General features: G+C 59.3%; 20 protein-coding genes and 1 pseudogene. 13 read left to right on the top strand and 8 right to left on the bottom strand.

Going from position 1 to position 21,245, the window contains the following annotated elements; all coding sequences use genetic code 11:
- Nucleotides 1-3 precede the first annotated feature (3 nt).
- The 5 genes and pseudogenes from QE453_RS03860 to QE453_RS03845 form a co-directional block, all read right to left on the bottom strand.
- Nucleotides 4-375, bottom strand: coding sequence for a TetR/AcrR family transcriptional regulator C-terminal domain-containing protein (locus QE453_RS03860; RefSeq protein ID WP_309776410.1), 372 nt, complete (start codon nucleotides 373-375; stop codon nucleotides 4-6).
- An 87-nt stretch (nucleotides 376-462) separates the two neighbouring features.
- Nucleotides 463-531, bottom strand: a pseudogene (locus QE453_RS25220) (TetR family transcriptional regulator); the annotation flags it as partial.
- Between the two features lie 91 nt (nucleotides 532-622).
- The gene (locus QE453_RS03855; RefSeq protein WP_244405676.1) at nucleotides 623-2,425 is read right to left on the bottom strand and encodes an NAD(P)/FAD-dependent oxidoreductase; all 1,803 of its coding nucleotides are present in this window, start codon (nucleotides 2,423-2,425) and stop codon (nucleotides 623-625) included.
- Between the two features lie 118 nt (nucleotides 2,426-2,543).
- The gene (locus QE453_RS03850) at nucleotides 2,544-3,617 is read right to left on the bottom strand and encodes a 2,3-butanediol dehydrogenase (RefSeq protein ID WP_072493375.1); all 1,074 of its coding nucleotides are present in this window, start codon (nucleotides 3,615-3,617) and stop codon (nucleotides 2,544-2,546) included.
- A 164-nt stretch (nucleotides 3,618-3,781) separates the two neighbouring features.
- Entirely contained in the window at nucleotides 3,782-5,668 is a 1,887-nt protein-coding gene (locus QE453_RS03845) for a sigma-54-dependent Fis family transcriptional regulator (protein WP_244405678.1), read from the bottom strand.
- Between the two features lie 285 nt (nucleotides 5,669-5,953).
- Between QE453_RS03845 and QE453_RS03840 the strand changes: the two genes are divergently transcribed.
- Nucleotides 5,954-7,720, top strand: a complete 1,767-nt coding sequence (locus QE453_RS03840; RefSeq protein WP_309776409.1) for a diguanylate cyclase — start codon at nucleotides 5,954-5,956, stop codon at nucleotides 7,718-7,720.
- A 205-nt stretch (nucleotides 7,721-7,925) separates the two neighbouring features.
- Here the strand turns inward: QE453_RS03840 and QE453_RS03835 are convergent, their stop codons facing one another.
- Nucleotides 7,926-8,999, bottom strand: coding sequence for an NAD/NADP octopine/nopaline dehydrogenase family protein (locus QE453_RS03835; protein WP_309776408.1), 1,074 nt, complete (start codon nucleotides 8,997-8,999; stop codon nucleotides 7,926-7,928).
- A gap of 387 nt (nucleotides 9,000-9,386) precedes the next feature.
- Here QE453_RS03835 and QE453_RS03830 point away from each other — a divergent pair, with 387 nt between their 5' ends.
- The 10 genes from QE453_RS03830 to QE453_RS03785 all read left to right on the top strand — a co-directional run bounded on the left by QE453_RS03830 (nucleotide 9,387) and on the right by QE453_RS03785 (nucleotide 19,030).
- Nucleotides 9,387-10,367, top strand: a complete 981-nt coding sequence (locus QE453_RS03830) for a LysR family transcriptional regulator (protein ID WP_048902906.1) — start codon at nucleotides 9,387-9,389, stop codon at nucleotides 10,365-10,367.
- Between the two features lie 53 nt (nucleotides 10,368-10,420).
- Nucleotides 10,421-11,521 (top strand): extracellular solute-binding protein, encoded by a 1,101-nt coding sequence (locus tag QE453_RS03825; protein WP_112765539.1) that lies wholly within the window; start codon nucleotides 10,421-10,423, stop codon nucleotides 11,519-11,521.
- 79 nt (nucleotides 11,522-11,600) lie between these two features.
- Nucleotides 11,601-12,584, top strand: coding sequence for an ABC transporter permease (locus QE453_RS03820; protein ID WP_004446007.1), 984 nt, complete (start codon nucleotides 11,601-11,603; stop codon nucleotides 12,582-12,584).
- A gap of 9 nt (nucleotides 12,585-12,593) precedes the next feature.
- Nucleotides 12,594-13,385, top strand: coding sequence for an ABC transporter permease (locus QE453_RS03815; protein WP_034497471.1), 792 nt, complete (start codon nucleotides 12,594-12,596; stop codon nucleotides 13,383-13,385).
- A gap of 3 nt (nucleotides 13,386-13,388) precedes the next feature.
- Nucleotides 13,389-14,459, top strand: coding sequence for an ABC transporter ATP-binding protein (locus tag QE453_RS03810; protein WP_309776407.1), 1,071 nt, complete (start codon nucleotides 13,389-13,391; stop codon nucleotides 14,457-14,459).
- A 53-nt stretch (nucleotides 14,460-14,512) separates the two neighbouring features.
- Complete coding sequence (locus QE453_RS03805) at nucleotides 14,513-15,994, top strand: NAD(P)/FAD-dependent oxidoreductase (protein ID WP_309776406.1); 1,482 nt, start codon at nucleotides 14,513-14,515, stop codon at nucleotides 15,992-15,994.
- A 10-nt stretch (nucleotides 15,995-16,004) separates the two neighbouring features.
- Nucleotides 16,005-16,598, top strand: coding sequence for a 2-hydroxychromene-2-carboxylate isomerase (locus tag QE453_RS03800; protein WP_309776405.1), 594 nt, complete (start codon nucleotides 16,005-16,007; stop codon nucleotides 16,596-16,598).
- 7 nt (nucleotides 16,599-16,605) lie between these two features.
- Complete coding sequence (locus tag QE453_RS03795; RefSeq protein ID WP_004446001.1) at nucleotides 16,606-17,112, top strand: CMD domain-containing protein; 507 nt, start codon at nucleotides 16,606-16,608, stop codon at nucleotides 17,110-17,112.
- Between the two features lies 1 nt (nucleotide 17,113).
- Nucleotides 17,114-17,692, top strand: coding sequence for a peroxidase-related enzyme (locus QE453_RS03790; RefSeq protein WP_004445999.1), 579 nt, complete (start codon nucleotides 17,114-17,116; stop codon nucleotides 17,690-17,692).
- Nucleotides 17,693-19,030, top strand: coding sequence for an MATE family efflux transporter (locus QE453_RS03785; RefSeq protein ID WP_309776404.1), 1,338 nt, complete (start codon nucleotides 17,693-17,695; stop codon nucleotides 19,028-19,030). It begins immediately after the preceding gene.
- Nucleotides 19,031-19,054: 24 nt separating this feature from the next.
- Here the strand turns inward: QE453_RS03785 and QE453_RS03780 are convergent, their stop codons facing one another.
- A complete protein-coding gene (locus QE453_RS03780) occupies nucleotides 19,055-19,318 on the bottom strand; it encodes a hypothetical protein (RefSeq protein WP_006697835.1) in 264 nt (87 codons plus the stop codon).
- A 312-nt stretch (nucleotides 19,319-19,630) separates the two neighbouring features.
- On the opposite strand from QE453_RS03780, the gene QE453_RS03775 reads away from it, so the two are divergent.
- Entirely contained in the window at nucleotides 19,631-20,233 is a 603-nt protein-coding gene (locus tag QE453_RS03775; RefSeq protein WP_309776403.1) for a cytochrome c oxidase assembly protein, read from the top strand.
- Nucleotides 20,230-20,730, top strand: coding sequence for a CopD family protein (locus tag QE453_RS03770; RefSeq protein WP_309776402.1), 501 nt, complete (start codon nucleotides 20,230-20,232; stop codon nucleotides 20,728-20,730). Before QE453_RS03775 ends, QE453_RS03770 begins: the two co-directional genes overlap by 4 nt.
- On the opposite strand, the gene QE453_RS03765 is transcribed toward QE453_RS03770, so the two are convergent.
- Complete coding sequence (locus tag QE453_RS03765; RefSeq protein WP_072493364.1) at nucleotides 20,708-21,205, bottom strand: DUF2231 domain-containing protein; 498 nt, start codon at nucleotides 21,203-21,205, stop codon at nucleotides 20,708-20,710. The two genes, QE453_RS03770 and QE453_RS03765, sit on opposite strands and share 23 nt — an antisense overlap.
- Between the last annotated feature and the right edge of the window lie 40 nt (nucleotides 21,206-21,245).

Genomic DNA, 21,245 nt, shown 5'->3' with positions numbered 1-21,245 from the left:
TGCTCAGCGTGAAACCGTGTCTGAAGGTCCGTAGATCTTGAGAAAGAGGTCCACGCCCCTTGCAACCTTGTGCTGGATCTCGGCGTCCGTCAGAGGCTGGCGGGCTCCGAGCTTTATCTCCAGATTGACAAAACCCAGCCACAGTCCGGTCAGGTCTTCCGCAGCGACGCCGGGATCAAGAGCACACAGTTCATCTTTGGACAAAGCCTTTGCGATAATCTCGGTGAGCATTTTCTGGCCGCGGCCGGGGCCAGCGTCGAAAAATTTGCGCGGTAGATCAGGATGGGCCGTTGATGCCGACGCGGTCAATCTGTCCCATCCGTGCAGTTCACGTCCATTGATGAAATTAAGATAGCGCGTGCCGAAAGCGATCAAAGCTTCCTTGATCGACAGTGACTCGGACGCTCGAAACTGCCCGCCGGTGATCGTGAGGTCGGATTCTCGCTGGATTACCGCTTCGATGAGTTCTTCCTTGTTTGCAACGCGCGAGTAGATTGTCGCCTTCGATACGTTTGCATGGCGGGCAATTTCTTCAAGCGTGAAGGATAGGGCCGGCCATTTAACTCAACACCGGAGGATGCTTACAAAAAGAGCGCCGGTAAAGCCGACGCTCTTTTTGTGCTTAGGCCAGGTGATGCGGCTTGGTCATTCCGTATATGGGTGTCTCGATGCCCACCTGGCGGGCTTTCAACTGCAGTGACAGATATTGGGAATAATGGCGTGACTGATGCAGGTTGCCGCCGTGAAACCACAGGGCTTCCTGCTGTGTCGGTTTCCACATGTTGCGCTGCTCGCCTTCCCAGGGGCCCGGATCCTTGGTGGTGTTGGAGCCGAGGCCCCAGCATTTTCCGACCTTGTCCGCCACGTCGCGCGAGATGAGATCGGCGGCCCAGCCGTTCATTGAACCGTAGCCGGTGGCGTAGACCACGAGGTCAGCCGGCAGCTCCGTCCCATCCTTCAGGACGACTGCGTTCTCTGTCAGATGCGAGACGTCGACGCCCGACTTCAGTTTGATCGAACCGTCGATGACCAGATCGCAGGCCCCCACGTCGATGTAATATCCCGACCCCCTCCGCAGGTATTTCATGAACAGGCCCGAATCGTCGTCGCCGAAGTCGAGCATGAAACCGGCCTTTTCGAGCGCCTGGTAGAACTCGGCATCCCTTTCCCGAATCCTGTTGTAGATCGGGATCTGGAACTCATGCATGATCCGGTAGGGCAGCGACGCAAAGATCAGATCGGCCTTGCGCGTCGTCATGCCGCCCTGAACCGCCCGCTCGGAATAAAGATCGCCAAGGCCGATCTCCATCAGCGAGTCCGACTTGACGATATGGGTAGACGAGCGCTGCAGCATGGTGACATCGGCGCCGGCTTCCCAGAGCGCTGCGCAGATATCGTGGGCCGAGTTGTTGGAGCCGATGACGACCACCTTCTTGCCGGCATAGGCATCCGGACCCGGATGCTGGGAAGAATGCTGTTGCTCGCCCTTGAAGATGTCCTGACCGGGGAATTTCGGCACATTGGCCTTGCCCGACATACCGGTTGCCAGCACGAGCTGCTTCGGCTTGAGGACGACCTCTCTGCCGTCGCGATCGACGACGACGGTCCATTCGCCGGTCTTCTCGTCGTATTGGGCGGATTTGCAGGTCGTGGAGCCCCAGTAATTCAGTTCCATCACCTTGGTGTACATTTCCAGCCAGTCGCCCACCTTGTCTTTTGGGGTGAATACCGGCCAGTTTTCCGGGAAGGGAATGTAAGGAAGGTGATCGTACCACACAGGGTCGTGCAGGCAGAGTGACTTGTAGCGCTTGCGCCAGCTGTCACCGGGCCGCTCGTTCTTCTCTATGATGATCGTCGGAACGCCGAGCTGGCGAAGGCGTGCGCCGAGCGCGATCCCGCCTTGGCCGCCACCGATGATGACGACATAGGGCTGGGACGTGTAACCGAGTTCCGCCGCCTCGCTTTCGCGCTTTTCCTTCCAGGTCGTGCGGTTTCTGTCATGGCCGTGCTCCGCCCCCATCGGGCGGCGGAAGCCCTTCGGCTCCTCATGGCCCTTCAGTTCGGTCATGGTGGTCAAGAGGGTCCAGATCAGACCATCCTTCAAACGGATATGGCCATAGCCGCGGGCAACCCCCGTTTCGAATTCGAACCAGCCTTCGGTAACGCCGACCGCTTCGGAGGCGGCCTCCCTGGTGTCCTGCACAAAGTTGGACGGTTTGGTTGCGGCAAGCTGGCTGGAAAGCATGTCGCGGACCTGCTCGCGGCCTTCGAGGGTCTTCAGGTTCCAGGTAAAGGTCACCAGATCTCGCCAGTAGCAATCCGCCTGAAACAGGTTGGCGGCGGCGTCCACGTCGCCTTTCGCCAGCGCTCCTTCGAGCTTCGCAAGGGCCGTGTCGATCTTGGTTCCGGGGCTGATATCGAGCATTTATTCTCCTCCATGATTGCTTGGTGATGGTCACGGAACGCCGCTGCCGGGCGTTCCGTTAAAGCCTCCAAACCGCCGCCTTCAGGGCTCCTCTCCCTTCAGGCCTTGGCCGAGATGCTTATTTCGAGAGATCGATCAGGATCTTCAGGTGGGTGCCGGCCGGATCGAGGAGGGCGTCGAAGCCCTCTTTCACGGCCGTTTCAAGCGTGACGCGCTTGGTGACAATCTTCGTCGCCGGCAGGAGGCCGGATGAGATCAGGCTGATGACACGCGGCCAGTAATGGGTTGGATAGGCCCAGGAGCCTTTGACCTCGAGATCGCGGAACGTGACCTGGAACCAGTCGATCGGATTCTCATGCGGATGCAGGCCTGTCTGAACGACGACGCCCTGCTTGCGCACAGCATCCACGCATGCCTTCAGGGCGTGTTCGTTGCCGACGCATTCGATCGCAACGTCGCATCCCACCTGGCCCTCGGTCTGGGCGCGGACGACATCGCCAACCTTCTCGCGCTTCGGATTGATGGCGACAAGGTCGGGCAGGACTTTCTTGGCAAGCTCGAGGCGGGCATCGTTCAGGTCCGAGACGAACAGCTTGGTGGCACCGGCCGCTCGGGCCGCCAGCAGCGTCAGCATGCCGATCGGGCCGGCACCTGTAACGAGAACGCTGTTACCGGCGGTGACGCCGCCACGGTCGCAGGCATAGACGGCAACCGCCGTCGGCTCGACGAGTGCGGCCTCTTCATCGGTCATCTCGTCTGGGATCTTCTGGACATTATATTCGTGAACCAGCGCGGCTTCAGCCATGCCTCCGCCATTCCAGCTGAGACCCACAAGTGCGAGTTGCGGGCTGAGATGGAAAAGGCCGCGGTCGGCGAAGTAGTCGCCGGAGCGCGGCATGACGAGAGGCTGGATCGAGACGCGGTCGCCGATGGCGACCGAGGTCACGCCTTCACCGATGGCTTCGACAACGCCACCGAACTCGTGGCCGAGGACCTGAGGGCCGTGGGCGCCGGTAAACGGATGCGGCTCGGTCGGGATGAAGATCGGGCCATAGCTGTATTCGTGAAGATCCGTTCCGCAAATTCCGACGAAGCGGTTGCGGACGATGACCTGGCCCGGTCCCGCCTGTCTCGGCTCGGGGATGTCCTCGAGCCGCAAGTCCTTTGCGGCGTGAAATCTGAGGGCGCGCATGTTTCCTCCTTAATGCTGCTTTTCATGCCATCAGGAGGAGCAACCGCCGTGCCAGCCGAGCCGACCGTCGAGAGGGCTGGAAATCACAGCGTTTTCAAGGAAGGTGATGACGATTGCGCCACAGCTGTGGCGCAACAGGTGTGGCGGATGCTGCAATGAATGGCTCAGTGCGGACGCTCTATACCGAACCGCCTCATCCGGCGATGGAGCGTCGTGCGATCGATACCAAGACGGCGGGCGGCTTCGGAGACGTTGCCCTTGCAACTCGTGAGTACGGCACGCAGGTTTGTTTCGACGCTGTCGCCGATGCGCACGCTGGCAGGCTGCGACAAATGATCCGGCAGGTCCGTGATCTCGATCACACCATCGTCGCACAGCGCTGCGGCAAAGGCGATGGCATTGTCGAGTTCGCGGATATTGCCTGGCCAGCGATGGTTGAGAAGCAGCAGCCTCGCTGCGCCCGATAACGTCAGGCGGCCGTCCTTCGTATTGTGTTTATGGAGCAGCTGCTCGAGGAGCCACGGCAGATCCTCGCGTTCATGGAGCGGCTGTAACGACAGGACGGCGGCGTTGAGCCGATAATAGAGGTCTTCGCGGAACCCGCCTGCCGCGACCATGTTGGCCAGCGATCGATGCGAAGCGGAGACGACACGGAAACCCACCTTGCGAGCGACCGAGCCGCCGACGGGAAGCACCTCGCCCTCGGCGAGAACCCTGAGCAACCGGCTCTGGGCGGCATAGGACATGTCGCCGATCTCGTCGAGGAAGAGCGTTCCGCCCTCGGCCTCCTCGATCAACCCCTTTTTCCCCTTGGCCAGTGCCCCGGTAAAAGCCCCCGGGACGTAACCGAAAAGTTCACTCTCGATCAGCTGCTCCGGAATGGCGGCGCAATTGACTGCCACGAAGCGGCCAGAAAGCCCGCTCATCTCATGAATGATGCGGGCGAGATATTCCTTGCCCGTCCCGGTCTCTCCCTGCAGCAATATCGGCAGTCTGCTGGGTGCAAGTTTGACTACCTTGCGCCTGAGGTCGTCGATCGCCGGCACATTGCCGCCGAGCCCGTTGATCGCCGGCGATCGGCCGGAAGTGCGGGCAGAGGGCACGTTGCCTGTGCGTTGCTGCGGTTCTATGGCATGGGCAAAGAGCAGCGAGCCGTCGCGAACGGCGATCCGCCGTTCCTGGGGCAGGCTGGCGCGGGTCAGCGAGGCTAACTCGTCGAGCCCCGCATGGAAGAAGTCCGTAACGGGCTGGCCGATCAGAAGCTCGGGCGTGCGCCAGTCGAGACCGCGCGACGCGGCGAGAAGCCGGGCGCCGCCGTGGGTCATGCCGGTGATGCGCCCCGCACCGTCTACGGATATCGCCGCTTCCGGATCGACGTCGAGAAACTCCGGCGCTCCCGCAAAGCGCAGGACCAGATCGTGACGGCTGTTTGCCATGAGATTGGCAAGCTCGATCCGCCGCACCGTCGACGAGACGAGATGACGCGCCATGTTCTGGCTGGCTTTCAGGATTGGCGAACTGAGGAGTGAAATGTCGAGAACGGCCGCCAATGATCCTTGCGTATCATAGATAGGGGCTGCCGTGCAGGACAGGGGTGTATGGGTGATGTCAAAATGGTCGGTCTGGTGGATCGTCAGGGCCTCGCCCGTGGCAATGCAGGCGCCCACCGCGCAGGTGCCGGCCCGGGGCTCGGACCACTCGGAACCGAGATAGAGCCCCGCTTTGCGCAGATTGTTGTTGAAGGAGGGGTCACCCAGGAATTCAACGGTGACACCAAGCCGATCCGACAACAGCAACACGTAATTCTGTTCGGCAACCTGCCGGTAGAGCCGCTCGAGGCCGGAGCGGGCGATGTGTACCAGATCTTCCGCCTGCTGACGGTGTTCCCGCAGCCGTGTTTCCGAAACGATCACTGCCTCGCGCGCCTGCGCCGGATCGAGCTGGTAGGCGTCCAGACAGCGCCGCCAGGACTCCAGGACAACGGCGTCGCGGCCCGTGTTGGTTCCCTGTCCGACCCGCTCGATTTCCTTAACGTGGTCCGTAAAACCCATCAATCACCGGCCCTCGAAGGCCGCCTCCCGTGATCTGCCACAATAACATAGCCGCAATTGTTCAGTGTGACCAATGCTTCGGCGAATGCCGGACATCATTTGGAACCTCGATCTCCGCGCGGGACGGAATGAATGATTTCCGTGGCGCTCTCGTTGACTGTCCAGTCAACTTCGGCCAGCTTGCTGAACTCTGGGCCTGCCGGCGCCGGCAATGTCGAGCAGGCACCATGCAATCGCAACCGGCGTCTTAATCCTCCCGCAAGCAGCGGTGTGTAGTATTAGAGAATGAGAATAAGCGCGATCACCAACTGGGCTTACGGAGCGACAGTCGTCTTGACGGCTTTGTCTGGCGCGGCCTTCATCATGTCGTCTCGCAGCGCCGTCGAAGAGCGTGTCGCGGTGGAAGAGCATCTGACGCTGGATAGTCTGGCGGAAGACCTCGCACTTGGCGCAGAGGTCCGGTCCGACGAGGCCAGGCTGTTTGTTATGCGTGGCGAAGAACGTCATCTCAATGCGTTCCGGGCCGAAGATGGAAGCGAGCGAAGCCGGGAAGCCGCAGTTGACCAGCTCTTGTCGAAAGTGCTGCCGAAGGCCGAGGTCGATGCGCTGCGAAAGATCGAAACGGATGCGGACGCACTCGACAAGTTCGAGATCGCGGCGGTCGAAGCATTTCAGCGCGGTGAGAAGAGCGCTGCCCAGTCCACGTTGTTCGGCCCCGAGCATGAAAGACTGCAAGAGGATATTCTGGCGACTGTCGCGCATTTTCGCGATTTGACGGCCGCAAGGACCGGATCGCAGTTGGCCGCGGCGCGAGCGCGTAGCGACTGGTGGAGCGTCATCGCCAAGATCATGCTGGGGCTGACGGGGGGGCTGTTCCTGGCGGTGCTCTATTTCATCCTGAGACGCCGGATCGCCATGCCATTGGTGCGAATGAGCGGGATCATCGACCGGCTTGCAAAGCAGGATTATTCCGTCGAGGTGCTGCCCGACAGTCGCCGGGACGAGATCGGCGAGATGAACACCGCGATTGAAATCTTCCGGGCGAGCGGCATCGAGCGCGATCGGCTCGACGCGGAACGACGGGCAGACCAACAGACCAAGGACCTCATCCTGCAGATGATGCACCGCCTGCAGGCCTGCCAGAACCAGGGCGAGCTTGCCAGCATCGTCGCGCGCTTTGCGCCGCAAATCTTTCCCGGCATTGCCGGCGGTCTCTATATCCTGAACGAAAGCAAGAATATCCTCAATCGCAGTTCGGACTGGCTAGCGCCTGACAATGCCGGAGACAGTTTTCCTGCGTCTGCGTGCTGGGGGATGCGCCGCGGGCGGGCGCACGCCAACGGGTTCTCCGACACCGATGTGCCGTGTCAGCATCTGGATGATCCGGATGCTATCGCTCTTTGCGTCCCGTTGACCGCGCAAGGCGACATGATCGGGCTTTTTTACCTGGAAGAAAAAGAAGGGCAGGCGCTGCACCTCGATGCGTCACGGCTTTATCTCGAACTGATTGCCGAAAATGTCGGGCTTGCCATCGCCAATCTGCAGCTGCGTGAGAAGTTGACGCTGATGGCTATCGAAGACCCTCTGACCGGGTTGTTCAATCGCCGGCATCTGGATGAAAGGGTGCAACGTTTCGCGAGCGACGAATTAAAGACACCACTTGCCTGCCTGATGATCGATATCGACCACTTCAAGCGCTTTAATGACGAATATGGTCATGATGCCGGCGACAAGGTCATGCAGTATGTGGGCCGAACGCTTCGTGACACGCTGGGCGATCACGGTGAGGCTTACCGTTATGGGGGAGAGGAATTTACCGCGCTCTTGCCGGGGATGCTCAAGGGCGACGCTGCCGGTTTGGCCGAAAAAGTGAGAACGGCAGTAAGTGCTACAGCGATTTCCCATGCCGGGAAACTTCTTGGAACCGTAACAATTTCCGTGGGTGTGGCAACCTCGCCGGAGGCCGGGCCGCTGGACACGCTGCTGGCACGGGCGGATGCGGCCCTTCTGCTCGCCAAGGCACAAGGACGCAATAGAGTTGTGGCCTCGTGAATAACCGGCAACATCCGCGTCGGGCCAATTACGGCCATGACGGAAAGCGCTCACTTAGCTCTGCCGTAACGATGACTGAGCCTGCCCAGCTGCTCATGTGATCGATCCAGGACTGCGGTTCGCGTGCCAGCCCGCCGTTGCCGCAAGCCGATCTGCCTCAGAATCTGCGGATCGCCAAAGGGCCGCTGAAAGGCCCTCTGCTCCGTTAAAATCCGCTCTCGCAAAGCTCGCGCAGCTCGCTCGGACCGAGATGATCAAGTGAAAGCTCCGGCAGCAGGTCATTGTCTGCTTCCAGATTGTGTGCGACCGATGCGGTAAAGATGCGAACGCCTGCCTCATGCAGAACCGCAGGCCGGTTGACTATGCGGCCGAGAAGCACGGTTGGCAGTAGACCGAACGGCACATCTTCGAAAATGTAGCGGCTTTCGATGGAGGAAGGGCCCATTCCGCCTCGTCCTTCACGATGCATCTGCTGGTTCATTTCGGAAACAGAGGCGAGGGGCACATGGAAGGAGAGAGAAAAGTGTTCGCGAACTGTTTTGACCTCCAGGCCGAAGCTCTCGGCAATTGACAGTCGCTCGGCGTCGAGCGCCTCAATCAACTGACCGACCGCCGGTGTGACATGTTCGCCCTGTCCCCAGCTCTCCGCCTTTTCCATCCGTGTCAGGTTGAGCAATGCGATCCCGAGATGATTTTGAGGATTGAGGTTTGAGAGCGCGATGGCAAGCAAACCGTCACGTTCGACGAAGCGATCACCGAAGAGTTCAGTGCAAAGGCTCCGACCCTCAGCGGCTGCCGACTTCGGCAGGGTGGCAAAGTCCACCTTCTGGCGGATGGTGTTGACGACGACGCTGCGCCCGTCGGTTTGGCGGCGGGCCGTCAGAAGCGTGGTCCCCCAAGCAATGATCGGCAGGCGGAGCTGTCGTTCGGAAAGCCGCTTCGACAGATAGAGCGCTCCAAAGGAGCTATGGGAGCTGATGATGACGGGCAGTCCCGACCGCAAATGCGGCAGCGCCGCGTCGATGGCGGCACGATGACCGTTTGCAGGCATTGCAATGATGACCGCATCTGCATCCGCAACAGCAGTCTCGCAGGTTGCCGCGACCTCGACCGGACCGACGAAGTCCAACGCGCCGGTAGCGACGAGCGGTTCGCCTTCCGACAACGGCTTGGCACTGCGGCCGGAGGGCGACCATAGGGACGGATGATGCCCCGCATTGGCGAGGAAAGCCGCCATGCCATAAGCAATCGAACCCGCACCGAGAATGGCTATCCGCATGTCATCTGTCCTTTCGGTTGTAGGAGTGGACATGGCGCCACCCTCTGGTCTCTATCTTTCGCGTAGAACACAAACCGGTTCTGTACATTGCCCGCCGATCGTTGCGCAAATGCATCATTTTTTCTGGCGCGCCAGAGGCTGTGTTTTCGGTTCCCCTGCCTCATTTATCCGCGCGCCTGCCTACGCCCTCAGCAAATTCTGGCTCCTTCCAGTAAATGCATGTGCTGCACGAGCAAAAGCCACACCCCGAGGCTTAATTTTCTGCACAGTTCGAAGTCAGCAAGCCATCTTTTTCATCTTCCGCGTCCCAAACGAAAAATTCTCTTTTGTCACTAGCAGACATCATGCGTTTAATGCACATTAAATTTGTCATAATGCAAAGGATGCATGATAGCGATGGAGATACGCGAACTGGAGGCATTTCTTGCGGTTATGTCCGCAGGCAGCATCACCGGTGCTGCGCGCCTGCTTGACCGTTCGCAATCCCAGGTCACACGTCTTATCCAGGACCTTGAAACGTCGCTTGGATTTCCGCTGTTTGATCGCAATGGCCCGCGCATAACGCCGAGTGACAAGGGGATTGCTTTTCATTCTGAAGCGGAACGCTTCATCAGCGGCATCGAGCATCTGCGCAATCGAGCGCAAAGGATCAGTCTCAAGGAGCCCGAACCGGTCGAGATCGCCGCTACGCCTGCTTTTGCCACGGGTATGGTGCCGCTTGCTCTCGCCGAGCTACCGGAAGCCCTTCTTCCGCATACGGTCTTTTTAAGAAGCATGCCTGCCGAAGCCGCCGTTCAGGCGGTGCTGGGGCGTACCGCCGATTTCTGTGTGACGTCGCTCCCGGCCGAACAGCCCGGCCTCGAAGCGCACGGATATTTTCAGGGCCGCTGTGCAGCCGTTCTGTCCGTTCACGATCCGCTGGCCGCCAAGGATGTCATTTCCGTTGCCGACCTGGCCGGCCAGACAGTCATTACGCTTGCAAATCCGTTCCGTCTTCGTCGCCGGGTGGACAAGGCTCTGCAGGAGGCAAATGTTCGTGCACGACGGATCATAGCGACGAGCGCGGCGATGAGTGCGGTGCAGATCGCTTCGACCGGGATGGGGATTGCGATTGTCGAACCGGCAACCGCTTACGGTCCCCTGACCGCGGGCGTGACTGTGCGACCGCTCGACGTCGACATCCCGTTCCTCTGGGGAATCTTCTCGGCAACAGCGCGCCCGTTGTCGGCCACTGCCCAGGAGCTGATCCAGCTGATCATCCGTGTTGCTTCCGCACGCATGCCCGATTTCACCGCTCACGATCCTGGCGCATCAGGACGTGTTGCGGATGTCACCTATGGGGGAACCGTCGAAGGAGACGTTCCCTAAAAATGCAAGTGCTCTGCCCATCAAACCGGTCAAACAAAAACAAGGAGATTGCCATGAAAGAGTTTAAAGCGACCCGTCGTTCCACCCTCAAGCTGCTCGCTGCCGGCTCTGGCATCCTGGCGGCGCCCAGCCTGATGCGCTCCGCCCACGCGCAGGGCAAGGTCGTCAATATCACGACATATGACAAGTTCGTGCCGCAGTCTTTCATCGACCAGTTTCAGAAGGACACGGGGATCGAGATCCGCATCCGTCTGACGGACGATCAGGGCAAGCAATATAACATCCTTACGGCGGAAGGCGCCACGCCGTCGACTGATATCGTGACGGTAACCGGCCACCGGCTCTCCCAGTTCATCGGTTCCAACCTCCTTTCGCCGCTTGATACCAGCCGACTGAAGAATTGGGACAAGCTGGCAGCAGCTTACAAAGGCGCACCGCAGCTCACCATCAACGGCTCCACCTACGGCGTTCCGCTTTTGGCGGGCTTTGAAGGTCTGGCCCGTAACACGGAGTACACCAAGCCTTCCGATAGCTGGGGCATGATGTTCGATGACGAATACAAGGGGCTGACATCCTACATCATTTCGGACTTCCTTTCGCTGACCATGCTCTATCAGGGCAATGACGGTGACTATGTCACCTATGAAGGCAAGGAAGCCGTTGCCCAGGAAGCCACCAACAAGGCGCGCGACTTCCTGATCGGCCAAAAGGACAAGGTTCGCAAATATTACGATGCGGGCTCCGAGGTTCAGCAGATGTTCCTGAACGAGGACATCTACGTCGCGCAGGCCTGGTCCGGTCCGACGTCCAAGCTGATCATGGACGGTCACCCCATCGAGCTGTCCGTTCCGAAGGAAGGCACCTACGGGTTCCTCTACTCCTTCAACGTGGTGAAGAACGGTCCGAATGCGGACGCTGCCTATACCTTCCTGGACGCTATCCTCGCCTCGCCGGAAATCGGGGCTGCCATGGTTCGGCAGTCGGGCTTCGCCTCGGCCTTTGATGGCGTCGACAAGCTGCTCAACGACCGCGAACGGGCCGCCATGGCGCTTCCACAGGACCAGATGGAGCGCATCAAGTTCTTCAGCTCGGTCAACCGGGCCATGAAGAACGCGATGATCGACAAGGCAGCTGCCGAAATCAAGGCTGCCTGAGTTACGGCTGCGATGCGAACCCGACCTCGGCCGGGTTCGCAGGACCCCAATAAAAGCTTGTCCAGAGCTGGGAACGATCATGGTGAACACGACAATGACTGAACTGCGAGAGGAAGGCGCGCCAGCCCCGGCGCATTATTCCGGATGGATTGGCAAGGTGACAGGCTCCGCCCTTTACCGAACCACCATAGGCCGGCTGGCAGACAGTCGCCATGCGCGCCTTGCACTCCTTGCCGGGATACCCGTGATATGGCTTTTCGTCCTGCATGTCGGGCCGATCCTGCAAATGGCCAATATCAGCTTCACGGACAACTATCCGCCTCAACCGAACGAGGCCACGCGCTATACGCTCGCCAACTATGCCCTGTTCTTCTCGGATTCGATTTACGTGCTGCCGTTCATACGCAGCCTCGTATTTGCCGCCGTCGTTACCGTGTCGACCCTGGTGATCGTTTATCCGGTTGCCTATTACGTGGCGAAGGTGCTCCAGCCGAAGCAGCGTATGCGGGCGCTGCTGCTCCTGCTCATCCCGTTCTGGGCCGGAGAACTGATCCGGACCTTCTCGGTCATCATGCTTCTGGCCAATCGGGGAGCCGTCAACGTCCTGTTGCGCGAGATCGGCGTCATCGATCGGCCCATCCCGATGCTCTACACGTCCTTCTCGCTGAGCTTCGGCGTTATCTACCTCCTGGCGCTCTACATGCTGCTCCCACTTTATTCAGCCATAGAAAAGATCCCGGTACAGCTGGTGCATGCCGCTGCCGATCTTGGCGCAAGCCCTTTCCAACGCTTCCGCCGCGTTATCCTGCCGCTGTCGAAAGACGGTATCGTGTCCGGATGCAGCCTGGTTTACCTCACCGCCGTCGGCGTCTTCGCCGCTCCGCTGCTGCTCGGCGGGCCGAACGCCGTCATCTTCCCGGAGGTGATCGCGACGCTTTTCCACTCTTCCAACGACAAATGGCCTGAAGGCGCTGCCTTCGCCATGCTGATGCTCGCCGTGTCGCTGACGACGGTTGGTCTCTTCATGCGCGTCGTTGGCGGTCGCTCTGTCCGGCTGATGTAGGAGATGATGATGCGGTCCCCCTTAAACGACCTTCCGAAGACGGCACTTGGCGCCTGTTATGCCGTTTTCGTTATCTATCTGCTTTTGCCGCTGGCCCTGATGATGGCGATGAGCTTCAAGGATGCAAACTTCATCGCCTTTCCGATCAGTAACTGGACCCTGGACTGGTATGGCAAGGTACTTCAGGACAAGCAGTTCATCGAAGCCTCGCTTTATTCGGTCGGAATAGCGTTTGCCACCACGATCGGAGCGACCGTCATCGGTGTGTGGATTGCCCTGCTGATTTCTACCGAGGGCATCCGCGGCAAGGCCATCCTCTTTGCGCTCGCCTGCCTGCCTGCCGTCGTTCCCGGTCTCATCAACGCCATCTCAATGCGGATATTCATCCGGATGGTCGATATCCCCACGGGCACCTTCGCGATTATCCTCTCCCATACCGTCCATGCGGTGCCGTTTGTCGTGATCATGGTGCTGACGCGCCTGCGTTCCATGCCCGCCAATCTCGTGGATGCGGCAAGAGACCTCGGGGCTGACGCATTTATCGCCTTCATGCGCGTTACGGTCCCCTACATCCTGCCGGCCCTGATCGGCGGCATGATTTTCTGTGTTTTGACCAGCATCGACGATTTCGTGCGCACCTTCTTCCTGGGTGGATACAAGCCGACGCTACCGATGCTCATTTTCGCCAAAGTCCAGGGCGGCATGTCGCCCGAGATCAACGCGATGGCGACCATCGTCCTCATCGTCACCGCCGCCGTCGGCCTTTATGCCGAGCACTTCACCCGCCGTTCGAGGAGCTGAGTTATGCAGCCGGTTGTTCATTTTAAAAACGTCAACAAGTCTTACGGCGCTTCTCTTGCTGTCGATGATCTGGACCTGGCGGTCGCGCCGGGCCAATTCGTTACCCTGCTTGGCCCCTCCGGTTGCGGCAAATCCACGACGCTGAGAATGCTCGGAGGGTTCGAGACGCCATCTTCCGGCGAAATCTACCTCGACGGGCAGCCGATCTCGCATCTGCCGCCCAACAGGCGAAACGTCAATATCGTCTTTCAGGACTATGCCCTGTTTCCGCACCTGTCAGTCCAGCGCAACATTGCCTTTGGACTTGAACTGAAGGGGCTGGATTCGGCGTCCATCCACCGGCGGGTCATGGAACTCCTCGGTCTCGTCAAGCTGCAGGATTTTGCCGGGCGGATGCCTGAGCAACTGTCGGGCGGTCAGCGCCAGCGCGTGGCCCTCATGCGGGCGCTGGCGCCGGACCCGAACGTCTTGCTGCTCGACGAGCCGCTATCGGCACTCGACGCCAAGCTGCGCCATGAGATGCAGATCGAGTTGAAGTCGATCCAGCAGACGACCGGCAAGACCTTCATCTTCGTCACCCATGATCAGGAAGAGGCCCTGACCATGTCTGACGTCGTGGTGGTGATGAACAAGGGGCGGATCGAGCAGATGGGAGCGCCTGATGATCTCTATGCACGCCCCCGCAGCCGCTTCGTCGCCGACTTTATTGGCCAGAGCAACTTTCTCGAAGGCCGATTGGCGTCTGCCGAAGGCGATGTTGCAACAATTGGATGGCAGGGCAGCCTGATCCGGGCCGATCTTAACGGCCACCATCACGCGGTTGGCAGCCACGTCACGATCGCGCTGCGTCCGGAAGCCCTGTTCTGTCTTCCCGAGCAGCCGAGTGATCGTTTTGCCCTCAAGGGCCAGATCGAGCGGCGCGTGTTCAAGGGCGCGCACACGACGTTGACGATCCACCTTGATAACGGCGCACTCCTGTCGGCCCAGCTCGATCCGGTGGCGCTCTCGCATCTTGATGGCGAGACGGTCTGGGTGGGTTGGCGCGATCGCGACGCCGTGGTGCTCGCCGATTAATCCTCATGCCCGTCGGTGCCGATGGGCAACAGTGAATTTCAGGAGATCACCTGATGACTTTAGAACAGCAAGACCGGACCGAGCAGCAGAGACTAGCTGCGCTCAACGCCCGGGTGAGGCAGGATTTGTCCTACCTCAACTATCCCGCAGCAAACTGGTCGAAACCGGTCTCGACCTCAGACGGTCAGCTTGCCAGCGATGTCGTGATCATCGGTGGCGGCATGTGCGGCCTCGTCGCCTGGCATGCCCTGACAAGGGCAGGGATCGCCAATATCCGGATTGTGGACCGCGCCGCAAAAGGTGAAGAGGGGCCCTGGGTGACTTACGCGCGCATGGAAACCCTGCGCTCGCCCAAGAACCTGCTCGGGCCAGCGCTCGGTATGGCATCGCTCACCTTCAGGGCTTGGTACACCGCCCGCTTTGGCGAAGAGGCCTGGGAAGAACTCTTTCGCATCCCGCGACCGATGTGGATGGAATATCTGAGCTGGTACCGGCAGGTGATGGAAATCCCGGTTGAAAACAACATCCACGTCACCCGCGTCATACCACGGTCCGATGGGCTTCTGGAGCTTGAGATCGACGGGGGGAAGGCTGACCCGATCATCACCCGGAAACTGGTGATGGCAACAGGCCGTGATGGCCTGGGAGAACCGACGATCCCGGATTTTGTGAAGGGCATGCAACGTCACGTCAGCTGGGCGCATTCCGCCGACATGATTGATTTTCAGCGTCTGAAGGGAAAACGCGTCGTTGTCATCGGGGTAGGGGCGTCCGCTGTGGACAATGCAGCGGAAGCGCTCGAGCAGGGGGCCGGTGAGGTGCGTCTTCTTGCCAGACGCAAGACAATGCCGACGATCAACAAGTTGATGGGCATCGGATCATACGGTGTCACCGCCGGCTTCGCGAAAATTGACCCTGAGTGGCGCTGGCGTCTCATGGATTATTCCGTCAAGCAGCAGACCCCCGCGCCACACAATTCAACGCTGAGGGTGAGCCGACATCCCAACGCCTATTTCCATTTCGACTGCGGTATCCAATCGATGAAGGAAGAGGGCGGCGAAGTTGTCATCACCACAATCAACGGCCGCGTTTTTCGGACCGATTTCGTGATTTTGGGAACGGGATTCTCAATCGACCCCGTCAGTCGTCCCGAACTCGAAATGTTCAACGGGCAGATCGCCTGCTGGGAGGACCGACACACGCCGCCACCAGGTGAGGAAAACCCTGGGCTCGGGCGATTCCCCTGGCTGCAAGACGACTTCTCTTTCACCGAGAAAGAGCCGGGTACCGCCCCTTGGCTGCAGCAGATCCATTGTTTCAATTACGGTTCATCGGTCAGTCTGGGCAAAGTCAGCGGCGATATTCCGGCCATCAGCGAAGGTGCGCTCTGGCTTGCGCGAGGTATCGCAGCTTCGCTGTTCATCGCCGACATCGATCATCACTGGGAGGCGCTGAAGGCTTACGAAAAGCCCGAACTCGATGGGTCCGAATGGACAGATGCGGATGCCGACCCCACCATGCAGAAGACAGCCTGAGGTTAAGGCGATGAGCAGAAAAACCGTTTATTATTACCATGCGCTCAGTTCGCCCTGGGCCTATCTGGGCTGGCCACAGTTCAAGGCGCTGATTGAAAAGCACGATCTTGATATCGTCGTCCGCCCTACCCGCATCGTCACCGAAAACGGTGGTGTTCCACTTCGTTCCAGACCGCAGCCGCGGCAGGACTACCACGCCGTCGAACTGGAGCGCTGGCGCAAGCGTCTCGGTATGCCGTTGGTGCTGAAGCCCAGATATTATCCCACCAACAACGAGTTTGCCGCGCGCATGGTGATTGCGGCCGACAGGCAGGGTTTGCCTGCACTGGAACTCAGTCATGCGCTTCTGCGGGCACTGTGGGCGGAGGAGCAGGACGTGACCGATCCGGACGTTCGCATCGCCGTGGCAAACGGCCTGGGTCTTGATGGTCGTGCGCTGCGTGCGCTCGAAGACACGCCCGAGATCATGGCGGCCTGGCATGACAGCCACGCCGAAGCACAGGCGCGTGGTGTATTTGGAACCCCCACCTGGATTTACCGCGACACGCTCTACTGGGGACAGGACCGCCTGACCTTCCTGGATGACGCTCTTTCCGAGGATTGAAAAAACAATGACAGCTACACCTCCAGAAGACGTGATCGACCGCGTCCTCGGCCTTGATGAAAGCTCCGATCTGCTGAAACTCCGCGAGCGGCGCTCTAAGCTCAAACACCTGACGCAGACCAGCTATCTTGCGGCTTTGCGGCCGGCAGAGCCACGCAACTTTTCCTACGCCCTGCGGGCGGCACTTGCCGCGCGTATGTCCGCTTTGTGGAAGGCGAAAGAACTTCATGCGCACTACATCGAGCGGCTTGCCGAGGAGGAGGGAGGCTCCGACCACGCGTCGGTCGCTGATCCGTCATCGGTCCTTCAGCACGCGGATTCCCGCCTGCAAGCCATCCTGAACCACGTCGATCTCGTGACCCTTACGCCGAAGAACGCGACCCGGGAAAACATTGAGAAACTCTATGCCGTTGGTCTCGACGACCGCGATATCGTCACGCTCGCCGGCCTGATTGCCTATGTGAATTATCAGGTGCTGGTCGTTGCCGGCCTCAAGATGATGAGGGACAATTGATATGTCACAGCCCGTCCATGAATTCACCCTCGATGCGCTTGACTGGCATCCTTACGTCCAGCCTGTGGACCTTGCAAACGCGACCCCCGAGCAATTGTCGGCCCTGAAGGTCACCCCTTCCAATACCAAGGTATCGGCCTATGTCCTCGTGCTCGCTAACGAGGCGGAGGCGCTGAACGAGCGCACCCCGCTCTTCAACGATATCATGTATAGTGAAGGCGGATTGTCACGCGGTGGGCGCGAGATCGGCGCGCTGGCGGCATCCTTCGTCAATCACTGCATTTACTGCGCCGCTGTTCACGCCAACCGTTATATCCAGCTGGAGAAACGGCCCGAGGTCGTGGACGAAATATACAAGAACGGGCTGGATGCGGACCTTCCTGATTTCGAGCAGGCGCTGTTCAATTTCGGTGTCGATCTGACCGCCCATCCAGACAATGTGGGGGTCTACCAATTTTATCACTTGCGGGAAATCGGTCTGGATGATCTTGAAATTCTCGACCTCATCCATTCCATCGCCATCTTCGGCTGGGCGAACCGGCTGATGCATACGTTGGGTGAACCACATCGGAAAGAATAAGTGAAGGCAACGGCAATCACGGGGACCGAGGCAGCTGTCCGCCCGTTCGGCGTCGCGCATCGCGATGTCCTCAAAATCGCGATACCAATGATGATCGCCTATCTGTCGACCCCGCTTGTGGGTCTTGTGGCGACGGGCGTCATCGCGCATATGCGAAACGAGGCGCTGGTGGGCGGGGTGGCGCTGGCCTCCGTGATCTTCGATGTCATCTTCGTGACCTTCAATTTTCTGCGCGGTGCCACCACCGGCTTTACGGCACAGGCAATGGGTGCCGGCGACCGGGTAGGTGAACAGCGCATGTTGCTGAGCGGCCTCATCATCGCACTGGTGGCCGGTCTGTTGTTGCTGCTGCTCCAGGGCCCGATCGGTGCGCTCGGCATGAGCGTTATGGGCGCAGAAGGGATTGTCGCCGAAGCCGCCTCGACCTATTTCCACTGGCGAATCTGGTCGGCCCCCTTCGTTCTCTTCAATTTTGTCGCCTTCGGCTGGCTCATTGGCCGCGGTGAGGCCATGTGGAGCATGATCCTCCAGACGCTGCTGAATGGCCTGAATGCCGCCCTCAGCGTTCATTGGGTCATAGGGCTCGGCTGGGGAGTGGAAGGTGTTGCGATCGCCACTTTGGTTGCAGAAGCCGTGACCGCGGTGGCAGGCGCAGCCTTGATCCTGGCAAAGACCCAGCGCTCCTCCTGGCGGCTTCCGGATATACCGGCAATCAGACGATCCTTTGCGGTCAACGGCGACATGATGATCCGCTCCTTCGCATTGCTGATCGGCCTCTCCTTCTTCACCCGCCAGAGCGGCTTCCTTGGGATCGACGTGCTTGCCGCCAACACCATTCTGCTGCGTTTTTATTTCTTCGGGGTCGCCTTCCTTGACGGTGTCGCTACGGCGGCGGAACAGCTTGCCGGCCGCGCTGTCGGTGCACGTTATCGGCCGGCCTTTGACCGCACGATCAAGCTGACGACATTCTGGGGCCTGATTTTTGCAGCGCTGGTTTCCTTGGCCTTCCTGGCTGCCGGGGATTGGGTGATTGCGCTGACAGCGCCCACCGACGCCGTTGCGAGACTGGCCGATACCTGCCTGATTTACGTGGTGGTTTTGCCGGTTGTCGGCATCATCGCGTTTCAGATGGACGGCGTCTATATCGGGTCCACCTGGTCTCGGCAAATGCGCAACCTCATGGTGGCATCCCTGATCATCTATTTCGCCGCCTGGGCAGTCCTGCAGCCGCTTTATGGCAATGACGGCCTGTGGATTTCGCTTCTCTTGTTTCAGGGCGCCCGCAGCATCGCCTTCCGGTTCATGCTTCCGAAACTTGCGGCGGCGACGTTCCGGTAAAGATGGGACAAAATGAGTTCCCCGTCACGGCTGTTTCTTCCTTGCCAGATTGAGGAAGGCTTCCGACGCCCTCACCAGATGCTTATGTGAAACGTCGGCGCGGACAATCAAGCCCTGCTCAATTCCGCCTTTGTCAATATTTTCAGGGGTATGGCCGGCGTTTTCCTCCAATCCCTGATCGTAGGTTTTGACCTTAATGATGCGGCGATCCACGCCGATGTTCTCGAGATATTGGACGGCGCGCTTGGCGCCTTCTTCGTCTTCAAAAAGTCCCGTAACGATTGGCATTGTTTCCTCCTTCCTCGCGTCCCGGCCTGATGGTGAACCACGGGCGTGCCTCATCGTTCCTTCACATTGATCACGGGTTGTTGTCCCGATCGTGAGCAAAGAGGGGAACGCATCTCCGCAAGCGGAGTTGGGTGAGGGGTAGAATTGACATGGGGGCTCGAGACTTTGAGCGAAACAACTGTTCCGTACTGCGGACCAGCACCTGATTTCACCGACCTTGCATATGCATGGAACCTCGATCCGGTTCTCATCGCGATGATAGCGCTCGCAACCGTTCTGCTGTTTGGGACAGCGACCCGACAGGGGGCCTTCTTGCAGCGTGCCGCCATAATCTGCGTTCTTGTCGTTGCGTTCGTATCGCCGCTTTGTGCGCTGACGACGGCCCTTTTCTCCGCAAGGGTTTTCCATCATTTCATATTGATTGCCGTCCTTGCGCCATTGCTGGCGCTAAACCTTGAAGGACGCCTGCCGCGCTTACCCTGGCGGCTCCCAGCCCTTCCGGAAATTCCGTTTCTCGCGCATACCATCGTCTATTGGGCCTGGCATCTGCCGCCGGGTTATTCATTCACGCTTTCAAACTCCCTTGCTTACTGGGGCATGCAGCTCGCCTTGATTGTAACCGCTGTCTGGCTATGGAGGACGATGCTCGTCTCTGCCGGACCGGGAAGGAGAATTGCGCTCGCACTTGCAACGATGGCGCAGATGGGCTTCCTCGCAGCCATCCTTACATTTGCTCCTTATCCGCTTTTTGCAGAGCATCTGCTCACGACCGAGTCGTATGGAATGACAGCGCTCGAAGATCAGCAGCTTTCGGGCCTCATCATGTGGACATTCGGTCTTGTCCCCTATCTCGTCGTTGCGATTTCCTCCGTCCGGACCATGCTGCACATGAGTGCATGGCGGGGGGTGGAATGATCGCGCTCTTCAAGTTTGTCCATTTTTTAGCGATCTCCGTCTGGATCGCAGGCCTTGTCAGTCTTCCCGGTCTCTACGTGCAACGTGCGCATGTCCAAAACGATGACGATCGTTTCCGCCTGCAAAAGATCGTGCGGTTTTCCTATGTAAAGGTATTGTCGCCAGCCGCTTTTTTAGCAGTCGCGTCCGGAACCACGCTTATTTTCCTGCAATCCACATATTTATCATGGTTCAGCGCAAAGCTCGCCCTTGTGGCTATTCTCGTGTTTCTACACGTGCTTACGGGCTTGGTCATTCTCCGTCTCTTTAACAACGGCGAGATCTATCCTGTGTGGCGTTTCATTGTCGTCACGGCGTTCACCAGCATCATAGCCCTTGGCATCGTCTATCTGGCGCTCGCAAAACCGGAGATACCCGCACTGCTGCCTGACTGGTTCCATGAGCCTGGGGCACTAAAGCGTAACATCGCCCCCCTCATTCCTTGGGAGACACCATGAGGCCGATGCCGTGATCGAATATCAGCTTTCCGCCGTGCCAACCCGCGAGCGCAGTAAGGACCGAAGCAAGGAGGGACAGGCCGAGCCCATGCGGCAAAATCTCGATCATGCCGAATGTCCGCCCTCCCCAATTGGCGCCTGCCACGGAGATCAGCGCTATTGCGGCCACACCATGCGCCCAGCTGGCAACCCGGGCGCGAATTCCCGCGACAAGAAGCAGTTCCGCCGTGCCGATGATGCCGGCTGCGACGCCGCTGAAAAAAGCGCCTCCCGATGCCCAGACACCGGCGCGAACCCAGAACTCGTCTGCGGACCACCAATAAAGGAGGTCGCAAGCCAATGTCGTTATGACAAGGGCAATAGGGAAATGAACGGTCATTGCGTGCAGTGGATGGCCGGCAACGGCGATTGCGGAGTCCGTCGTCTTCTCCTCCACCTTGGAGATGACCGGGTTGGGTGTGTCGCTTTTTTCCATCTGACGTTTCCTTTTCGAGCGCTAACCTGCGGGAGAAGCG

Origin of the sequence: Agrobacterium sp. SORGH_AS_0440, from assembly GCF_031453135.1 — a bacterium.
GTDB lineage: Bacteria > Pseudomonadota > Alphaproteobacteria > Rhizobiales > Rhizobiaceae > Agrobacterium > Agrobacterium pusense.
This window is presented reverse-complemented; position numbering and strand designations above follow the sequence as displayed.